Source organism: Nonomuraea sp. NPDC046570 (assembly GCF_040645915.1).
GTDB lineage: Bacteria > Actinomycetota > Actinomycetes > Streptosporangiales > Streptosporangiaceae > Nonomuraea.
In genome coordinates, this window is sequence record NZ_JBEYZF010000005.1 from 332,089 (window position 1) to 347,198 (window position 15,110).

At 69.9% G+C, this 15,110-nt stretch carries 17 protein-coding genes and 1 pseudogene; 5 read left to right on the forward strand and 13 right to left on the reverse strand.

The genetic code is table 11. The features are described 5' to 3' along the window. Positions 1-8 precede the first annotated feature (8 nt). Entirely contained in the window at positions 9-710 is a 702-nt protein-coding gene (locus tag ABZ911_RS11660; protein ID WP_358054462.1) for a hypothetical protein, read from the reverse strand. 295 nt (positions 711-1,005) lie between these two features. Between ABZ911_RS11660 and ABZ911_RS11665 the strand changes: the two genes are divergently transcribed. Both ABZ911_RS11665 and ABZ911_RS11670 read left to right on the forward strand, forming a co-directional pair. Then, complete coding sequence (locus tag ABZ911_RS11665; RefSeq protein ID WP_358054463.1) at positions 1,006-1,569, forward strand: DUF4352 domain-containing protein; 564 nt, start codon at positions 1,006-1,008, stop codon at positions 1,567-1,569. Between the two features lie 154 nt (positions 1,570-1,723). Next, positions 1,724-1,846 carry a hypothetical protein gene (locus ABZ911_RS11670; protein ID WP_358054464.1) on the forward strand — a complete coding sequence of 41 codons (123 nt, stop codon included), beginning with the start codon at positions 1,724-1,726 and terminating at the stop codon, positions 1,844-1,846. An 18-nt stretch (positions 1,847-1,864) separates the two neighbouring features. Here the strand turns inward: ABZ911_RS11670 and ABZ911_RS11675 are convergent. Further along, a pseudogene (locus ABZ911_RS11675) lies at positions 1,865-2,422 on the reverse strand (NAD(P)H-binding protein); the annotation flags it as partial. Between the two features lie 191 nt (positions 2,423-2,613). Here ABZ911_RS11675 and ABZ911_RS11680 point away from each other — a divergent pair. Together ABZ911_RS11680 and ABZ911_RS11685 are read left to right on the forward strand one after the other, a co-directional pair. Beyond that, on the forward strand, positions 2,614-3,018 hold the full coding sequence (locus tag ABZ911_RS11680; protein WP_358054465.1) for a helix-turn-helix domain-containing protein: 405 nt from the start codon (positions 2,614-2,616) through the stop codon (positions 3,016-3,018). Between the two features lie 612 nt (positions 3,019-3,630). Further along, positions 3,631-4,206 (forward strand): hypothetical protein, encoded by a 576-nt coding sequence (locus tag ABZ911_RS11685; protein WP_358054466.1) that lies wholly within the window; start codon positions 3,631-3,633, stop codon positions 4,204-4,206. Positions 4,207-4,360: 154 nt separating this feature from the next. On the opposite strand, the gene ABZ911_RS11690 is transcribed toward ABZ911_RS11685, so the two are convergent. The 4 genes from ABZ911_RS11690 to ABZ911_RS11705 form a co-directional block, all read right to left on the reverse strand. Continuing rightward, on the reverse strand, positions 4,361-4,663 hold the full coding sequence (locus tag ABZ911_RS11690) for a hypothetical protein (RefSeq protein WP_358054467.1): 303 nt from the start codon (positions 4,661-4,663) through the stop codon (positions 4,361-4,363). Positions 4,664-4,953: 290 nt separating this feature from the next. Further along, positions 4,954-5,805 (reverse strand): helix-turn-helix transcriptional regulator, encoded by an 852-nt coding sequence (locus ABZ911_RS11695; RefSeq protein WP_358054468.1) that lies wholly within the window; start codon positions 5,803-5,805, stop codon positions 4,954-4,956. Between the two features lie 9 nt (positions 5,806-5,814). Then, positions 5,815-6,333 carry a DUF6879 family protein gene (locus tag ABZ911_RS11700; protein ID WP_358054469.1) on the reverse strand — a complete coding sequence of 173 codons (519 nt, stop codon included), beginning with the start codon at positions 6,331-6,333 and terminating at the stop codon, positions 5,815-5,817. Continuing rightward, positions 6,334-6,531 (reverse strand): hypothetical protein, encoded by a 198-nt coding sequence (locus ABZ911_RS11705; protein WP_358054470.1) that lies wholly within the window; start codon positions 6,529-6,531, stop codon positions 6,334-6,336. It lies immediately after the preceding gene. Between the two features lie 467 nt (positions 6,532-6,998). Between ABZ911_RS11705 and ABZ911_RS11710 the strand changes: the two genes are divergently transcribed. After that, positions 6,999-8,267: a trypsin-like peptidase domain-containing protein gene (locus tag ABZ911_RS11710; RefSeq protein ID WP_358054471.1), complete on the forward strand. Its 1,269-nt coding sequence runs from the start codon at positions 6,999-7,001 to the stop codon at positions 8,265-8,267. Positions 8,268-8,338: 71 nt separating this feature from the next. Here the strand turns inward: ABZ911_RS11710 and ABZ911_RS11715 are convergent, their stop codons facing one another. The 7 genes from ABZ911_RS11715 to ABZ911_RS11745 all read right to left on the reverse strand — a co-directional run bounded on the left by ABZ911_RS11715 (position 8,339) and on the right by ABZ911_RS11745 (position 15,105). Continuing rightward, positions 8,339-9,082 (reverse strand): ABC transporter permease, encoded by a 744-nt coding sequence (locus tag ABZ911_RS11715; RefSeq protein ID WP_358054472.1) that lies wholly within the window; start codon positions 9,080-9,082, stop codon positions 8,339-8,341. Continuing rightward, the gene (locus tag ABZ911_RS11720) at positions 9,072-9,956 is read right to left on the reverse strand and encodes an ABC transporter ATP-binding protein (protein ID WP_358054473.1); all 885 of its coding nucleotides are present in this window, start codon (positions 9,954-9,956) and stop codon (positions 9,072-9,074) included. The genes ABZ911_RS11715 and ABZ911_RS11720 overlap by 11 nt, the downstream gene beginning before the upstream one ends. Continuing rightward, a complete protein-coding gene (locus tag ABZ911_RS11725; RefSeq protein ID WP_358054474.1) occupies positions 9,953-10,273 on the reverse strand; it encodes a transcriptional regulator in 321 nt (106 codons plus the stop codon). The genes ABZ911_RS11720 and ABZ911_RS11725 overlap by 4 nt, the downstream gene beginning before the upstream one ends. Further along, positions 10,273-10,893 carry a hypothetical protein gene (locus tag ABZ911_RS11730; RefSeq protein ID WP_358054475.1) on the reverse strand — a complete coding sequence of 207 codons (621 nt, stop codon included), beginning with the start codon at positions 10,891-10,893 and terminating at the stop codon, positions 10,273-10,275. Before ABZ911_RS11730 ends, ABZ911_RS11725 begins: the two co-directional genes overlap by 1 nt. A gap of 81 nt (positions 10,894-10,974) precedes the next feature. Beyond that, entirely contained in the window at positions 10,975-12,657 is a 1,683-nt protein-coding gene (cydC, locus tag ABZ911_RS11735; RefSeq protein ID WP_358054476.1) for a thiol reductant ABC exporter subunit CydC, read from the reverse strand. After that, the gene (cydD, locus tag ABZ911_RS11740; protein ID WP_358054477.1) at positions 12,654-14,333 is read right to left on the reverse strand and encodes a thiol reductant ABC exporter subunit CydD; all 1,680 of its coding nucleotides are present in this window, start codon (positions 14,331-14,333) and stop codon (positions 12,654-12,656) included. The genes cydC and cydD overlap by 4 nt, the downstream gene beginning before the upstream one ends. Before the next feature lie 7 nt (positions 14,334-14,340). Further along, positions 14,341-15,105: a cytochrome d ubiquinol oxidase subunit II gene (locus tag ABZ911_RS11745; protein WP_358054478.1), complete on the reverse strand. Its 765-nt coding sequence runs from the start codon at positions 15,103-15,105 to the stop codon at positions 14,341-14,343. Positions 15,106-15,110 lie beyond the last annotated feature (5 nt).

Genomic DNA, 15,110 nt, shown 5'->3' on the forward strand with positions numbered 1-15,110 from the left:
ACCCTGGTCTAACCGTTCGAGCAGAGTCTGGTGGATGAGGTCGTCGGCCGATTGGGTCGGCCCGGCGACGGTGAACTGGCGGTTACCCACTCCGACCGGGCTGTCATTGCGCGCCGAGGGCCGGCAACCCCCGCCCTGCAAGAGTTATGAGGCCCTGAACAGATGAACTTGACAGGGAACATGACCTCGCCGCGCAGCTCCACCGTCACCGGCTCGGCCAGCCTGCCGGGCAGGCCGACGATGGTGCCGATGGCGTGTGAGACGTCCTCGCCCGCGGTGCCGTCGCCGCGGGTGACGAGCTGGACGAGCCGCCCGCCGCGGTAGCGGGCCGAGACGGCCAGGCCGTCGAGCTTGGGCTCCACGCTCCACGTGGTGATCGGCCTGCCGATCCTGCGCTCCAGCCCCGCCGCCCAGTCGGCGAGCTGGTCGGCGGAGAAGACGTTGTCCGGCGACAGCATGGGCACCGTGTGCGGCACGTCCCCGACCACGGCGCCGCCCGCCACCTTGCCGATGGGCGAGGCGGGCAGCACCAGGTCCGGATGCTCGGCCTCGTAGGCCTCGATGCAGCGCACCAGCCGGTCGAAGGAGTCGTCGTCGATCGGGGAATCCCCGGCGCCGTAGTAGGCGGCGGCCGCGTCGACGGCGAGCTGGACGGCTTCGGCGTAGGCGGCCTGGTCGGCTAGGTGCGTGTGCGGGGGCGCGTCGTTCATGCCTCCATCGTGCCTGGTGGGTACGACAATTCCGGGCCTCCGAGACCGGTTGTGGGCATGGTCGCGAGCATGCTGGCGTCCCCGCGCCTTCGCGCAAACGGTGCGAGCCGGGCGCTACCAGCCGACATACCAATCTCGTCTGTAACGACAGCAACGACAACCACACAGGCCTCTGGAACGTCCCAATCCTCACCCCACACCCACGCGGAGGACCTTGATGGCGCACCCCCCTTACGCTCAGCAGCCCCAGCAGTACTATCCGGGGCCGCCCCCGAAGAAGAGCAGCGCGGGCAAAGTGCTGCTGATCCTCGCCGTCGTCTTCGTGGTGCTGGTCGGTGGGTGCGCGGCCCTCGTGGTCAGCCTCGCCGGCGGCGGAGACAGAACGACGACGGCGAACGCCGACCGGGACCCCGGTGGTGCGAAGCCCGGCGACAAGCCGAAGAAGGAGAAGCCGGAGGCCCCCGGGATCGGCTCCGTCGTGAAGGACGGCGAATTCTCGTTCAAGGTCACCAAGCTGGAGAGAAAAGCCAGGGTGGGCGGCGACTTCCTCAACAAGGACGCCCAGGGAGTGTTCCTGCTCGTGTACGTCACTGTGAAGAACATCGGCGACGAGCAGCAGGCGTTCTCCAGCAGCGCCCAGAAGTTGTACGCGAAGGGCAAGGAGTACGAGGCCAGCGCCGAGGCCGCCATCTATCTCGAAAACTCCAAGAGCTTGTACGAGGAGATCAACCCGGGCAACTCGGTTAAGGGGATCGTCCTGTTCGATGTGCCGAAGACACTGAAGCCCGACAGCATCGAACTGCACGACTCGCTGTTCTCCGACGGCGTCAGGGTGGACCTCGCGGGCGCAGGCTCATGAACGGTCTCACTCATCGCCCGTGGCGCAAGTGCGATTGCTCTGCTTCGGCCATGGCTCACCGAAGCCGGAAGGCTGACATCACCGCCCACTTCGAGATACGTCCCGAATCAGCGGGCCAAGCCAATACGGCGACTCACCGCGCTTCATCCCGCTGATGGAGTCCATCCGCATCCCACATCGTGGCCTGGGCTGCCCGCGCCGCAAGCCCGGCCGCGTCTACCAGGGCGCCATCGACGTCGCCTCCATCCGGATCTGGCTACGCGACCCGGTCACATGACGCCACTTCCTAACGCAGTCATGCCACGGCCAGGTGGCCGCGGTGGTGCCGTGGGGGCTCGGCCTCGTCGAGTAGGGCGATGGCGAAGTCCGCATAGGAGATGCGCGCCGCGGTGTCGCCGTGTTCGCGGATCTCATAGTGGCCGGTGCGCTCACCCTCGTGGTCGAAGTCGCCGGCTGGGCTGACATACACCCAGTCCAGCGTGCCGCCTTCGACACGGAGCGCATCGAGACCGGCGGCGTGGGCCAGGCAGAAGGGCCGGAACTCGGCGGGGAAGCCGGGCATGTCCAGCAGGCGGGTCCCATCAGGGCCAGGCAGTAGCGCTGAGAGCCCGACCGTGACAAGCCTGTCCACTCCGGCCTGCCGCAGGCCCTTGACGAGGGCGTGCGAGGCGCCGGCGAAGAATGCCTCCGGATCGGTGCCTGCACCGTACACAGCCGCCGCGTTGATCGCGGCGTCGTGTCCAGACGCGAGGGCGGCGACATCCGCCACGTCAGTGACGTCGCCAGCGATGATCTGTACGCTGCCGTCTGCCAAGCCGCTATAGCGCGAGGGATCGCGTACCACCCCGGTGACCTGGTGTCCGCGCCGACGCGCTTCAGCGACGGCCTGCCGACCGGCTCGGCCACCTGCCCCCGAAAATCACGAACTTGCCCATCTTTGGAATACCTCCCGTTGCGTCGATGCTCCGGAAGGTATCCACAAGGGCGGTTACCTCCTGGATACCGAGACCAGCTACCGGCCCCAGCCGCGAGGCAGGAGACGCCATGACGCACCGGCAGCCGCTGCCTCCCGACATGTTCGACGAACTGTGCCCGTCCTCGCTGCTGCCGTTTCGCTTCGGCGACAAGTGGGCAGCCCTGATCATTCGCTGCCTGGAAGGCGGCCCGCGCCGATTCTCCGAGCTGCGCGTGCCACTGCACCGCGTCACCCCAAAGGTGCTCACACAGTCGCTACGCGGCCTGGAGCGAGACGGGTTCGTGTCACGTACGGTGCACGCTGACCCGAAACCGCGGGTGGAATACGCGCTGACGCCGCTGGGCCGCAGCATGCTGGAGCCATTGGCTGCCGCATGCGCGTGGGCAGCGGAGCACTGGGACGAGCTACTCGATGCACGGGAGCAGCACATGGCCCTGCAACCGGTCGGCTCACCGCAAGCAGCCATCACATGACTGATCCCGCGCCGACGAACATTCCGGAGCCGTCGGCCGAGATCTGCCGGACTGGTCCAAGCCGCCCCCGAGATCAGCGAGCACGTTTCGGGATCTCAGTCACATGATCCACGGGACAGGCCCTTAGTGTGACCAACTGCTCAGGACCCTCGTGCCCGGCCACGCAGGTGACCAGGCCAGGCACGAGCGGGATCGCGAGAGTCTCCAACCAGTCCGGCAGGAAGGCGATATGGGTCCAGGTGCCCGGGACAGTGGCGTGTGATGGGAATGGGTGGGCCGGATTTTCGGCCGCGATCAGATCTTGATCTCAGGCTGAGATGCTCACGCCGTGACCACACCGGACGACAGGTCTAGGAGGCCGCTCCCGCCGTGGAGCCCCGACGAGAGCGCACCCTCGGCTCGTTGATGATCGGCTTCGGCCTGATCGGCACTGTCGCCATACCTACGGCTACCAGCTGGGACATGCCCCTTGCGGGCACGTGCGCGATGCGCTGTTCACACTGGTGGGGATTGGCCTTCGGATCGAGGCAGCCCTGCGAGAGCGCCGATAACCCGCCGATCAGGCGGGGCGTCTCGCCCTTAGGAGCTATTTCCGTCGTTAAGGTGGCCCCCATGATGATCAAGCCGCCCGGGTGGCTGTTTCTGGCCGCGGTCTCGGCTGTGGGGTGTGTCGTCTTGTACTGGGCCAGCGTCCCCCACTGGTACGTCTTCGAGATGTTCCTGTTCACGTTCTTTGTCGGGGGCGTACTGGCCGCGTACTGGGTGATTCTCTTCGGTGTGGCGGCGGGTAGGGGGGAGCTGTCCGGGCGTTTACGCCGCTGGTTCCTGCCTTCGCTGATCCCCGTCGTCGTCGTGATCGCCCTCGTGGCCGACGTGCCCTTCTGGGTGCGGTTCACGATCTCCGAACCGAGCATGCGTGCCTTCGCGCAAACGATGTCGGTGGAGGCCTTGCGCGATGACTCCTGCCGATGGCTGGGCTTGTACCGGGTGTGCTGGGCATCCACCTACTCGACCTCGGGGGGCGAAGACGTCCCCGGCAATGCCGTACTTGAGTCCGAGGAATGGGCCATCGAGAGCAACACCGGCTTCGTCTGGCTACCCGAAGGTCAGCCTGAGGAAACCGCCGACGACAGCTACCGGCACCTGAAAGACCACTGGTACGGCTGGCATGGCTGGGACAGCTGGTGATCCGCTGATCTCCTGACCGGGCAGCGCTGTTAGAAGAATGGGCGGCCTCGCCCCACCCCTCCACGAAGGAGAGCGAGGCCGCCCCTGCCGGCGAAGGCACTCGCCGGGTCGGGCCCGGCCCCCAGATTTGCGGATCCGTTCGGGGGCCGGGGGTTCAGGGAGGATTCTGTCGGCTGGCTTTCAGCTTCCCGCGAGCCTGGATGCGGGCGGCGATGATCTGCTCGGCTGTCAGCTCGTGCTCGTGCTCGACATGCCAGGGGCGGGAGTCAGCCACGGCTTTGCTGTTCCACGCCCGGCGCCCGTCCTTGTCGAGATCTACGGGCGGCGATACGCGGACGGGTCGCGGCACCGCCATCCAGTAGGCGGAGTCGGAGGTCCCGTTGTGGATCAGCGCCCAGTCGCCGCCCACGACACGGACCGGATCCAACAAGATCTTGAGGCCCTCTGTGCCGATCACGCACGCCCTGTACACGGTGGCGCGGCACCTGGGGCAGACGTGATCGAGGTTGCTCACGCCGCGCCCTCGATCCACGGGTATGCGGTGAGACAGTCCAGCATCGCTGGTATGTCCACCTGCTCAGCGGAGTACGCGACGGCGGTCCGCCCGCTACCGCGATGTTGGAGGGTAAGCACGCCGGAGCACTCGGGGACCTGTGGAAGCGCCATGACCAGGACGTTAGGAGTCTCAGGACCCCAACCCCAAGCAGTATTCTCGAATATTCGAATTCTCTTCGACGGCCGCCGCGATCAGGAATTCTCGGGACTGACCACCAGGTCGTGAAGGATCCGCGTGATGCGGCGCCGGGCTTCGGCGCCATAGGCCGCGGCGCCGGCGAGCCGGTCGAAGACTTGCCCGTACAGCGCGATCTCCTGAGGCTGCGTCAAGGTCAGCTCGGCGCCGATCGTCTCGACGAGCACCCGCTGATCGTCGAAGATCCAGAAGCCGTGCTTGGGTGACTCGGCCAGGTCGGCGTCGAACCCGATGATCCCGACGTGGATGGTGTTCATCGAGCACAAGGCCACGAGCCGGTCTAGTTGACCGGCCATCACCTCAGGTGGGCACAGGCGGTAGCGCAGGGCCGCCTCGGTCATCACGAAGTGCAGCCGTTTGCCGGGCCTGTACAGCACCTCCTGGCGCTGCATGCGTACGCGCACGCCCTCGTCGACATCGTCAGGCAGACCATGGCGGGCGACCGACTGGGCGAGCCGATGCCGGGCGTAGTCGGGCGTCTGCAGCAGGCCGGGGATGACCGTGGTCTCGAACGCTCGAATATGCCTGGCGTTGGCCTCCAACGCGATGCTGGCTCGCTGGCGTGCCGACGTGCCCGCGCCGAGCTGCCGCCGCCATTCGGCGTACATCGTCTCCAGGACGTCGAGCCGGGCGAGGAGCGGTCTCGCCGCGGACTCGTCGCCGACCGCCTGCGTCCAGGCCCTGATGTCGTCCGCCGTTGGTGTCTGCCGCCCTGTCTCCAGCTTGCTGACCTTCGACTGCGGCCAGCCGAGCAGCTCCGCGAGTGCCGTCCCGGTGACCCCGGCATGCTGGCGGAGCTCGCGGAGCTGTCGGCCGAGAGCCTCACGGGCCTCTTGTACTCGTGGCACGAGGCGCTTCTACTCTCCCGCGAATTGCTTGTACGACATGGCGTGATGCCAGGCCGCGTCCCGCCACTGACAGTGCTGAAGCACGGTCTCGGGGTCGGTCACCAGCTCGTGTTGGAGCGGCCGATCGTGGTCGTCGAAGTTGAGCAGTACCAGGCGGGCCGAATCGAAGAGCGCGAAATCGTGGTCGGGCAGGCCGAGGTCGACGGCGCGCGGGCGGGGCAGGTATCGGATGTCCTCGCCCGCGGCCGCGTTCAGCGGGGCGCCGTCCAGGAGCCAACGCACGTAGTCGCTGTGCGGCTCGGTGACGACTCGGACGCGTTCGACGCGCTTTCCCTCGCTGGTCGCGGCCTTCATCTTGGCCAGCCAGGGCCTGGCCGCCCGTTCCGGGTCAGGTTGTCCGGCCAGGAACTTGCGCAGCGACTCGTGCTCGGTGTCCACGTCGTACCGGTCGCGGACTTCGAGCTTGAACGCGGTGTGTTGAAAGGACTCCCACAGTGTGCCGAACTCGGCCGGGGCGAGCAGGGGCACTCAGGACCCCTCTGCGAAGCGCAGCAGCTCCTTGGGGATCTCCACGAAGGTTTCGCCGGGCAGGACGTTGCGCAGCTCGGCGAGGGCTTCGGGGTCGGTGACCGCGTCGCCTTGCACGACGTAGGTGTCGCGGTCGGTCGCGTACAGGGTGGGGCACTGGCCGTCGTCCGACGTGCTGCCGAGGAGTCGTAGTTTCATGCTCGGGCCTCCCTGTATTCGAGAATTGTTGACCACCCTGATGGTGACCGGCGAATAGTACGCGGTCAATGGGATCTTCCATCCTGGGGTTGCCAACACGAATGCGAACTATGGGAAATCCCTGCAAAGCGGGTTTGCCTGCATCCATGGATGAATCCCACAATCACGGAGGACACGTGTCGTCCGGCTGCTGTTCCGCCTGGAGGTAGTCGGCGGAGCGGTGGGCGGCTCTCCTTTCTTATGGTTTCGAGGGCCGACTGAACGACGCATCACCTGTGTGCAAGCCGCCAAAGGGGATCTCAGAGCGGATTCCTCATGGTGAACCTGCCTCCGACCAGCGCTGATAAGGCGCGTGTCAGGCGTCACGTGGAACGGCGATCAGCGGCTTAACCAGCACTTACGCGCCGTTTGGCACTCTGGAGGAGCAAGGTCGCCGCTGTGGCGGCCAGGACGGCTATGGGGATGGCATGAACGCGAACGAGCCGAACGAGCAGGGCACCGGGCACACCGAGGAGCTGCCGACCGCCACCGCCGGTGGCTGGTCGCAGTTCGGGACCGAGCCGCCGACGGCGGGTGGCTTCCAGCGGCACACGCCGCCCACGATGGTTCAGCCGGTGCCTGCCGTACCGAAGCAGCGGTTCTCCGCGGGGCAGAAGGCGGTGGGCGGTCTCGCGCTGGCCGCGATGGCGCTCGGTGGCGGGGTCGTGGGGGCTCTCACCACGAACGCGCTGGCCGGTGACCGGCCGGCCGCGGTGGCGGGGCCGGCGTTCCGGAACGCGTCCACCTCGATGACCGTCGCCGATGTGGCGCAGGCGGTGCAGCCGTCGGTGGTCATGATCAAGGGTGCGACCGGCGAGGGGTCGGGGGTCGTGCTGAGCGCGGACGGGCTGATCCTCACCAACAACCACGTGGTGGTCGGCGCGGGGCAGGGCGGCGGTCAGATGACGGTGAAGTTCAGCGACGGCAAGACGGCCAAGGCGACGGTGGTGGGCACGGACCCGACCACGGACCTGGCGGTCATCAGGGCTGAGGGCGTGTCGGGTCTGACCAAGGCGACGCTCGGGGACAGCGACGCGCTGCGCGTCGGCGACGCGGTGCTGGCCATCGGCAGCCCGCTCGGCCTCGACGGATCGGTGTCCGCGGGCATCGTCAGCGCGCTGGACCGCACGCTCACCGTCGGCAACGAGCAGGACCAGCAGCAGCTACCGCCCGGCTGGGGCCGGCAGCAGCAGCCGGAGCAGCAGAACTCGGTCACCACGATCGGCAACGCCATCCAGACGGACGCGGCCATCAACCCGGGCAACTCGGGCGGCGCGCTGGTGAACGCGGCGGGGCAGGTGGTCGGCATCAACACCGCGATCGCCACCGGCGGCGGAAGCGGTAGCATCGGGGTAGGCTTCGCGATTCCGGTCAACATCGCCAAGCAGGTCTCCGACCAGCTCGTCGCGGGTGGCAAGGTCAGCCACGCCTTCCTCGGCGTCAGCCTGACCGACGCCACGGGGGACGTTCCGGGTGCGCTGATCCGCCAGGTCACGGAGGGCAGCCCGGCGGCCGTGGCGGGTCTGAAGCAGGGCGATCTCATCACCAAGATCGGTGACAAGGTGGTGGACGACGGGGACACCGTCGTCGGCGCCGTCAGAGGTTTCAAGCCGGACCAGGTGGTCAAGATCACATATGTGAGGGACGGGAAGACCGCCGAGGTCACCGTGACCCTCAAGGAGAAGACCAGCGAGTAGGAACCCCCCTCGCGAAACGGAGGTACCGTCGAGATCGCTGCGGACTCGGCGGTACCTCCCCCCATGTCGTCCTAGGTGTAGCGGCGGCCCTCGTCGCGGCGGTAGGCCCACACCGCGGCCGCCGCGGCGCCGACGGTCCAGACCACGAACATGATCAGCGCGACCGGATTGGTCCCGAAGCCGGTCGTCACGCTCCACACCATCTCCACCGCGCCCCTGCTCGGCAGGAACGGGCCGATGGCGGCGATGAACGACGGCGGGCTGGTCGGGTCGCTGAGCAGCCCGCCCAGGATGGCGATCGGGAAGAACAGCAACTGGGTGACGGGGATGGCCGCCTTGATCGGCAGCAGGTAGCCGACGAACAGCCCGAGCAGCGCGAACGGCACCGAGCCGAGGAGCACGGCGCCGATCCCGGCGATGAGCCGCGGCGGCGTGACGGTGGCGGCGGTGAGGAACGCGGCGATCAGCAGCACGGGGATGATCGCCAGCAGCATGATGGTCATGTTGGTCAGCAGCCGCGCGGCGAAGCGGGCCAGCGGCCCGGCCGGCAGCGTGCGGGTGTACGGGTCCCAGGGCTGGGCGCGGTCCTCGGCCACGCCGATGCCGAGGCCCATCAGCGCCGACGACATCACCGCGAACAGCATCATCGACCCGGTCGACATGGTCGCGGCCACGGGGTTGTCCCCGGCGTACGGCACGATGAACGCGAGCATCGCCGCGGCGGGGAAGAAGGCGCTGGCGACCAGCGCGATCGGCACCCTGATCTGCTCGATGAACTGGTACTTGGTGTGGGTGAGGATCAGGCTACGCGACATGTGCGCTCTCCTTGGCGGTGATCGCGAGGAAGGCGTCCTCCAGCGAGGTGGGCTGGATCTCCAGGCCGGAGAACGGCACGCCGCTCCGGACCAGGTCGATCACCAGCCGGTCGGAGTCCGCGGTGATCAGGTGCACGCGCCCGTCGGCGCGTTCGGTGCTGATGACGCCCGGCAGTTCGGGCAGCTCGTCGGCGACCAGCGTGACCCGGCGTACGCCGACGATCTCGCGGACGGCCTGCACGCTGTCGTCGGCCAGCACCCTGCCGTCGCCGACCACCACGACCCGCCGCGCGAGCGCCTCGACCTCTTCCAGGTAGTGGCTGGTCAGCAGTACGGTGCCGCCGTCGGCGTGGAACGCCTTGATGCCGTCCCAGAGGGAGCGCCTGGCCTCCACGTCGAGGCCGGTGGTCGGCTCGTCGAGGAAGACGAGCCGCGGGTTGCCGACGAAGGCGAGCGCGACGGCCAGGCGGCGCTTCTGCCCGCCGGACAGGCCGCCCACCTGGCGTCGCACCAGGTCCTCCAGGCCGAATCTGGCGAGCAGCTCGCCGCGTTCGACGGGGGAGGGGAAGTGGGAGCCGACGAAGTCGACGATCTCGCCGACGCGCAGGGCCTCGGGCAGGCCGGTCTCCTGGGGGGTCACGCCGATGCCGCGCCGGACGACCGGGTCGGCGGGGGAGCCGCCGAGCAGCTCGACCGTGCCGGAGGTGGGCTTGCGCAGGCCGACGAACAGGTTGATGAGGGTGGACTTGCCCGCGCCGTTGGGGCCGAGCAGGCCGACCAGCTCTCCGGCGTGGATGTCGAGGGAGACGCGGTCGAGCGCCACCACGTCGCCGTAGCGCCGGGTGACCTCGGCCGTTCTGGCCAGGACCGTCATAGGGATCCTCCTGAGGGGTCGAGTAGGGCGCGGATCGCGATGGTGTACTCCTCGAAGGCGAGCCGCCCGCGCCTGGTCAGCGCGACGTAGGTGGCCGGGGTGCGGCCGCGGTGGGTCTTGGTGATCTCGACGTAGCCGGCGTCCTCCAGCTTGGTGAGGTGCACCGACAGGTTGCCCGCGGTCATGTCGAGCAGGTCCTTGAGGCTGGGGAAGCCGAGCTGGTCGCCCTCGGGCAGGGCGTTGAGCGTGGTCATCACGCGCAGCCGGGCCTGCGCGTGGATCACCGGGTCGAGTTCGGGCAGCGCGTGGCCGGCCATCACGCCTGCCGCCGCAGCCAGACCCCCGTGGCGAAGAAGCCGCCGCCGACCAGCACCGCGATGAGCAGGGAGTGCCAGCCGGGACCGAGCGCGACGCCGACGGTGTTGACGATGGCGGTCCAGACGCCGATGAAGAACATCGACCAGGTCCGCCAGATCGCCCCGCCCGCCATGTAGAGGATCGCCACGACGAGCAGCGAGAACGAGGAGTAGAACAGGCCGATCTCGTCGACGTCGAGCATCGGCCGGAACCGGGCGGCGACCATGAACATGGAGACCATGGCGACGAACCAGGCGTAGCCATACATCATGCCGCGTTGCGTGGACTCGCCTCTGACCTGGATGTTCTGCCGCCAGATCACGTAGGCGGTGAAGGCGCCCGCGCCGAGCTGGGAGGCGACGAGCACGGCCAGCGCGAGCTTCCAGGAGATGGGCAGGATCGGCTCGCCGTCGAGGCCGTAGGTCAGGAAGAAGGCGCCGAAGCCGAGCATCCAGGCGAGCCCCCAAGGGGCGTACATCAGCAGAGGGTCGGGGGTCAGTCGCCGGGCGGCGACGGCCTGCTGGCGCTCGATCAGCTGAAGCGTCTCCTCGGGGGACAGCGCGCCGTCGTCGTCATCCAAAATGTGGGCACCCCTCTAGTTATCGCCATCAACTGGTTTGAACTATAAACCAGTCAGCGATACCAACTCAACCCTGGATGATCAGCGCCTGGTCAGCACCTCCGACTCCCACAGGTCGCGGTAGTAGCCGTCGGCGGTCACCAGGTCGTCGTGGTGGCCGCGCTGCACGACCCGGCCGTGCTCCAGCACGATGATCTCGTCGACCTGCTCCAGCCCCCTGAGCCGGTGTGTGACCAGCAGTGTCGTCCGGCCGTGGGTCACGTCCAGCAGGTCCGCCATGAGGGCGTCGGCGGTCTCCTCGTCCAGTGCCTCGGCCGGTTCGTCGAGCAGCAGCACCGGCGGGTCGTACAGCAGCGCGCGGGCCAGGGCGAGGCGCTGGAGCTGGCCGCCGGAGACGGTCCTGCCGTCCTCGCCGAGCTGCGCGTCCCAGCCGGTCCGCGCCACCCAGCGGTCCAGCCTGGCCGCGCGTACGGCCCGCTCCAGCTCCTCCTCGCCCGCGTCGGGCCCGGCCAGGCGCAGGTTGTCGCGCAGGGTGGTCTGGAAGATGTACGGGTCCTGGGTGAGGCCGGTCATCAGCTCCCTGGCGTCCGCGGAGTCGAGGCGCTCCAACGCGACGCCGTTGACCGTGACCCGCCCGGACTCGGGCTGCACCAGCCGCATCAGCGCGGCCAGCACGGTGCTCTTGCCCGCGCCGCTCGGGCCGACCAGCGCCACCCGCCGGCCGGGGGTGAGCGTCAGGCCGACCCCGTCGACGGCGGGCCTGGCGCCGGGAGTGTGCCGGACGACCAGATCGGTGACCTCCACGGTCAGCGGCGCCTGCGGCTTGGGGGCGGGCTCCGCCGGTTCGGTGACCGAGGGCGGGGTGCCGCCGACCTCCTTGAGGCGCTTCAGCGCGGCGCTGATGCCCGCGAAGCGCTCACCTGCGGCGGCCAGCGGCAGCACGGGCTCGAAGGAGACCAGCGCGGTCAGCGCCAGCACGGCGGTGCCGACCGAGCCCGCACCGGAGTTCTGGGCGAGCAGCACGATCGCGGCCACGGTCAGCCCCTGGACGAGCACGCCGAAGGCCAGCGCGGAGGCGTGCACGCGGGCCTGGCGGCGCTCCAGAGCGGCCAGGCCGGCGTCGGCGTCCAGCGCCCGGCCGAGCGCGCGGTCCTGCGCGCCGTAGGCGGCCAGGTCGGCCGAGCCGTGCACCAGGTCGGCGACCCGCTCGGCCATCGCGGCCCTGGCCGGGGCGATCCGCGCCGACCAGCGGCGGGCCGCGGCGGCCGTGGCCGAGGGGAGGACGACGCCCGCGACGGCCAGCCCGGCCAGCAGCACCAGGGCGGCGGCCGGCAGCACGGTCAGGCCGATGACGACGGCGGCGACCCCGGTGATGAGCGCGGCGGCGGCGGGCAGCAGGCAGCGGACGAGCAGGTCCTGGACGGCGTCGGTGTCGTCGACCATCCGGCTGAGCAGGTCCGCGCCGCCCTGGGCGGCGGGGCGCGGCGGGATCAGCGCGCGGTACAGCCGCCCGCGGGTGCCCGCCTGCGCCCGCAGGGCCACGTCGTGGCCGGTCAGACGCTCGGCGTAGCGGAAGACGCCCCTGCTGGTGGCGAACGCGCGCACACCCACGATCGCGACGCTGAGCGCGGCCAGCTCGGGCTGCTGGGCGGCCCTGGTGATCAGCCACGCGGCGGCGGCGATCAGCCCCAGCCCGGCCAGCTCGGCGGCGGCGCCCGCCAGCACCGCCCAGAGCAGCCGCGTCCGCATCCCTCGTTCGTTCATCGGCCTTCTCCCGCCGGTTCGAGGTCCTGCGCGGCGGAGTCGGCGACGATCCGGCCGTCGTGCACCCGGATCACCCGCTCGGCCAGCTCGATCATCGCGGGCCGGTGCGCGACGACGATCGCGGTGCGTCCCTCGCTCAGCTCGGCGGTGGCCGCGACGACGGCGGCCTCGCTGCGGCCGTCCAGCCGGGCGGTCGGCTCGTCCAGGAGCAGGACGGTGGCCTGCGGGCGGCAGAACGCGCGGGCCAGGGCCAGGCGCTGGCGCTGGCCGGCCGACAGGTTCGCGCCGCGCTCGCCGACCAGGGTGTCGAAGCCGCCGGGCAGGTCGTCGACGAACTCGGTGGCGTGCGCGGACTCGGCGGCCCGCCGTACCTCGTCGGGGGTGGCGTCGGGGGCGCCGAGCCGGATGTTGTCGGTGACGGAGGCCGCGAACAGGTGCGGGCGCTGCGGCACGAAGGCCAGCTTGGCGCGCCACCCGGCGGGGTCGAGCCCGGCCAGGTCGGCGCCGTCGACCAGCACCCGGCCCTCGGACGGCTCGACGAAGCCGAGCAGCAGGTGCAGCAGCGTGCTCTTGCCGCCGCCGCTCTCACCCACCAGGGCCACCCGCTCACCCGGCGCGATCACCAGCGACACCCCGCTGAGCGCGGCGTCGTCGCGATCCGGGTACCGGACGGTGACGTTCTCCAGCCGGATCTCCGGCGCCCCCGCGGGCACGCGCGCGCCCCCGGCCGCCTCCGGCGCCCCACCAGGCCCGTCGAGTACGGCGAAAGCCGCGTCGGCCGCCGCCACCCCCTCCATGGAGGCGTGGAACTTGGTGCCCATCATCCGCAACGGCAGATACGCCTCCGGCGCCAGCAACAGCACCAGCAGCGCCGTCGTCAGGTCCAGCGAGCCGCCCAGCAGCCGCAGCCCGATCGGCACCGCCACCAGCGCCAGCGACAGCGACGCGCACAGCTCCAGCACCAGCGACGACAGGAAGGCCACTCGCAGCGTGCGCATCGTGGCGCTGCGGTGCTGGTCGGCGACCCGCTCAATCACCGTCGCCTGGTACTTCGCCCGCCCGAACGCGCGCAGCGTGGGAAGCCCGCGCACCACGTCGAGGAAGTGGCCGCCCAGCCGCGACAGCGCCCGCCACTGCCGCTCGGTGACGGCCTTGGTGTGCATGCCGACCAGCGCGCCGAAGATCGGGATGAGCGGCAGCGTGACCAGCACGATCACCGCGCTGGCCAGGTCGGCGGTGAACAGCCGGATCAGCACGGCGACCGGCACCACGCCCGCGACCGCCATCGCCGGCAGGTAGCCGGTCAGGTAGGGGTCGAGCGCGTCGAGGCCGCGCCCGGTGAGCGTGACGAGTTCGCCCGAGCGGTGCACGCCGAGCCTGGCCGGGCCGAGCTCCTGCAGGCGGGCCAGCAGGCGGTGGCGCAGCGCGGACTTCACGCCGGTCGCGGTGCGCGCGGCGAAGATCCCCTGCCCCCAGCCGAGCAGCGCCCGCAGGCCGACCACCCCGGCCAGCAGCAGCAACGCGGCCGAGGTGAACCTGCCGGACAGCACGCCGGCCAGCAGTTCGGCCTGGGCGAGCACGAGCAGCCCCGCCGCCACCGCGACGGCGAGCGTGACGGTCAGGTGGCGGCGAAGCGAGCTCTCGGCCCGCATCAGCCGCAGGAGATCCTTGTGCACTGGGCCTCTAGAAGAACGACGGGAGTTGGTCGGCGCTCTTGCTGGGACGGAAGGTGCGCCACACCCATACTTGCGCGCCGAGCATGAACGGCGCGAACGGCAAGGCCATGATACTCAGCACATTCAGCGTCTCCGGTGGCGCGCTGTTGCCGAGCAGGTATCCGGCGGACCCGCCCAGCACGATCAGCACGGGCGTCGCGGCGGCGAGCGCGGACAGCGCCAGCGTCCGGCCCGGGCAGGGCGCGCCGAGGAAACCGGGCAGCCGCCAGGCCAGGAACGTGCGGCCGTGGACGGCGAACAGCGCGGTCACCAGCGCGCCGAGCAGCAGTCCCGGCGGGTGCAGCAGCGAGGAGGAGAAGCCGGTGGCCATCGCGTACAGCGCCAGGCCCCACCCGAAGGACAGGCCGAACGAGCCCAGCGTGATCATCAGGTCCCAGAACCGGCGCCAGCCCGCGCCGTCCAGGCGGCGGCGGAACCACAGGCCCGCGTCACGCAGCACCCAGGCCAGCAGCATCGTCACCACCAGCGGGTAGAGCCCGGCGAACACCTCGCCCTCCAGCGCCGGGTAGACGCCGAACAGCACGCCGGCCACGGCCACCAGCCACACCTCGTTGGCCAGGACGAACGGCGCCATGCCCGCGACCATCCGGTCCCGGCGCTCAGGGGTCCTGCCGAGCACCGGCAGCAGCAGCCCGACGCCCAGGTCGAAGCCCTCCAGCGCGAAGTAGCCGGCGAGCAGCACCGCGAAGAAGGCGAACCAGATCAGTTCCACGTCAG

Coding starts and splice junctions, on each gene's coding strand:
- ABZ911_RS11660 (WP_358054462.1), bottom strand. CDS start 710: ATGAACGACGCGCCCCCGCACACGCACCTAGCCGACCAGGCCGCCTAC.
- ABZ911_RS11670 (WP_358054464.1), top strand. CDS start 1,724: ATGGAGTCCATCCGCATCCCACATCGTGGCCTGGGCTGCCCGCGCCGC.
- ABZ911_RS11680 (WP_358054465.1), top strand. CDS start 2,614: ATGACGCACCGGCAGCCGCTGCCTCCCGACATGTTCGACGAACTGTGC.
- ABZ911_RS11685 (WP_358054466.1), top strand. CDS start 3,631: ATGATGATCAAGCCGCCCGGGTGGCTGTTTCTGGCCGCGGTCTCGGCT.
- ABZ911_RS11705 (WP_358054470.1), bottom strand. CDS start 6,531: ATGAAACTACGACTCCTCGGCAGCACGTCGGACGACGGCCAGTGCCCC.
- ABZ911_RS11710 (WP_358054471.1), top strand. CDS start 6,999: ATGAACGCGAACGAGCCGAACGAGCAGGGCACCGGGCACACCGAGGAG.
- ABZ911_RS11715 (WP_358054472.1), bottom strand. CDS start 9,082: ATGTCGCGTAGCCTGATCCTCACCCACACCAAGTACCAGTTCATCGAG.
- ABZ911_RS11720 (WP_358054473.1), bottom strand. CDS start 9,956: ATGACGGTCCTGGCCAGAACGGCCGAGGTCACCCGGCGCTACGGCGAC.
- ABZ911_RS11725 (WP_358054474.1), bottom strand. CDS start 10,273: ATGGCCGGCCACGCGCTGCCCGAACTCGACCCGGTGATCCACGCGCAG.
- cydC (WP_358054476.1), bottom strand. CDS start 12,657: ATGAACGAACGAGGGATGCGGACGCGGCTGCTCTGGGCGGTGCTGGCG.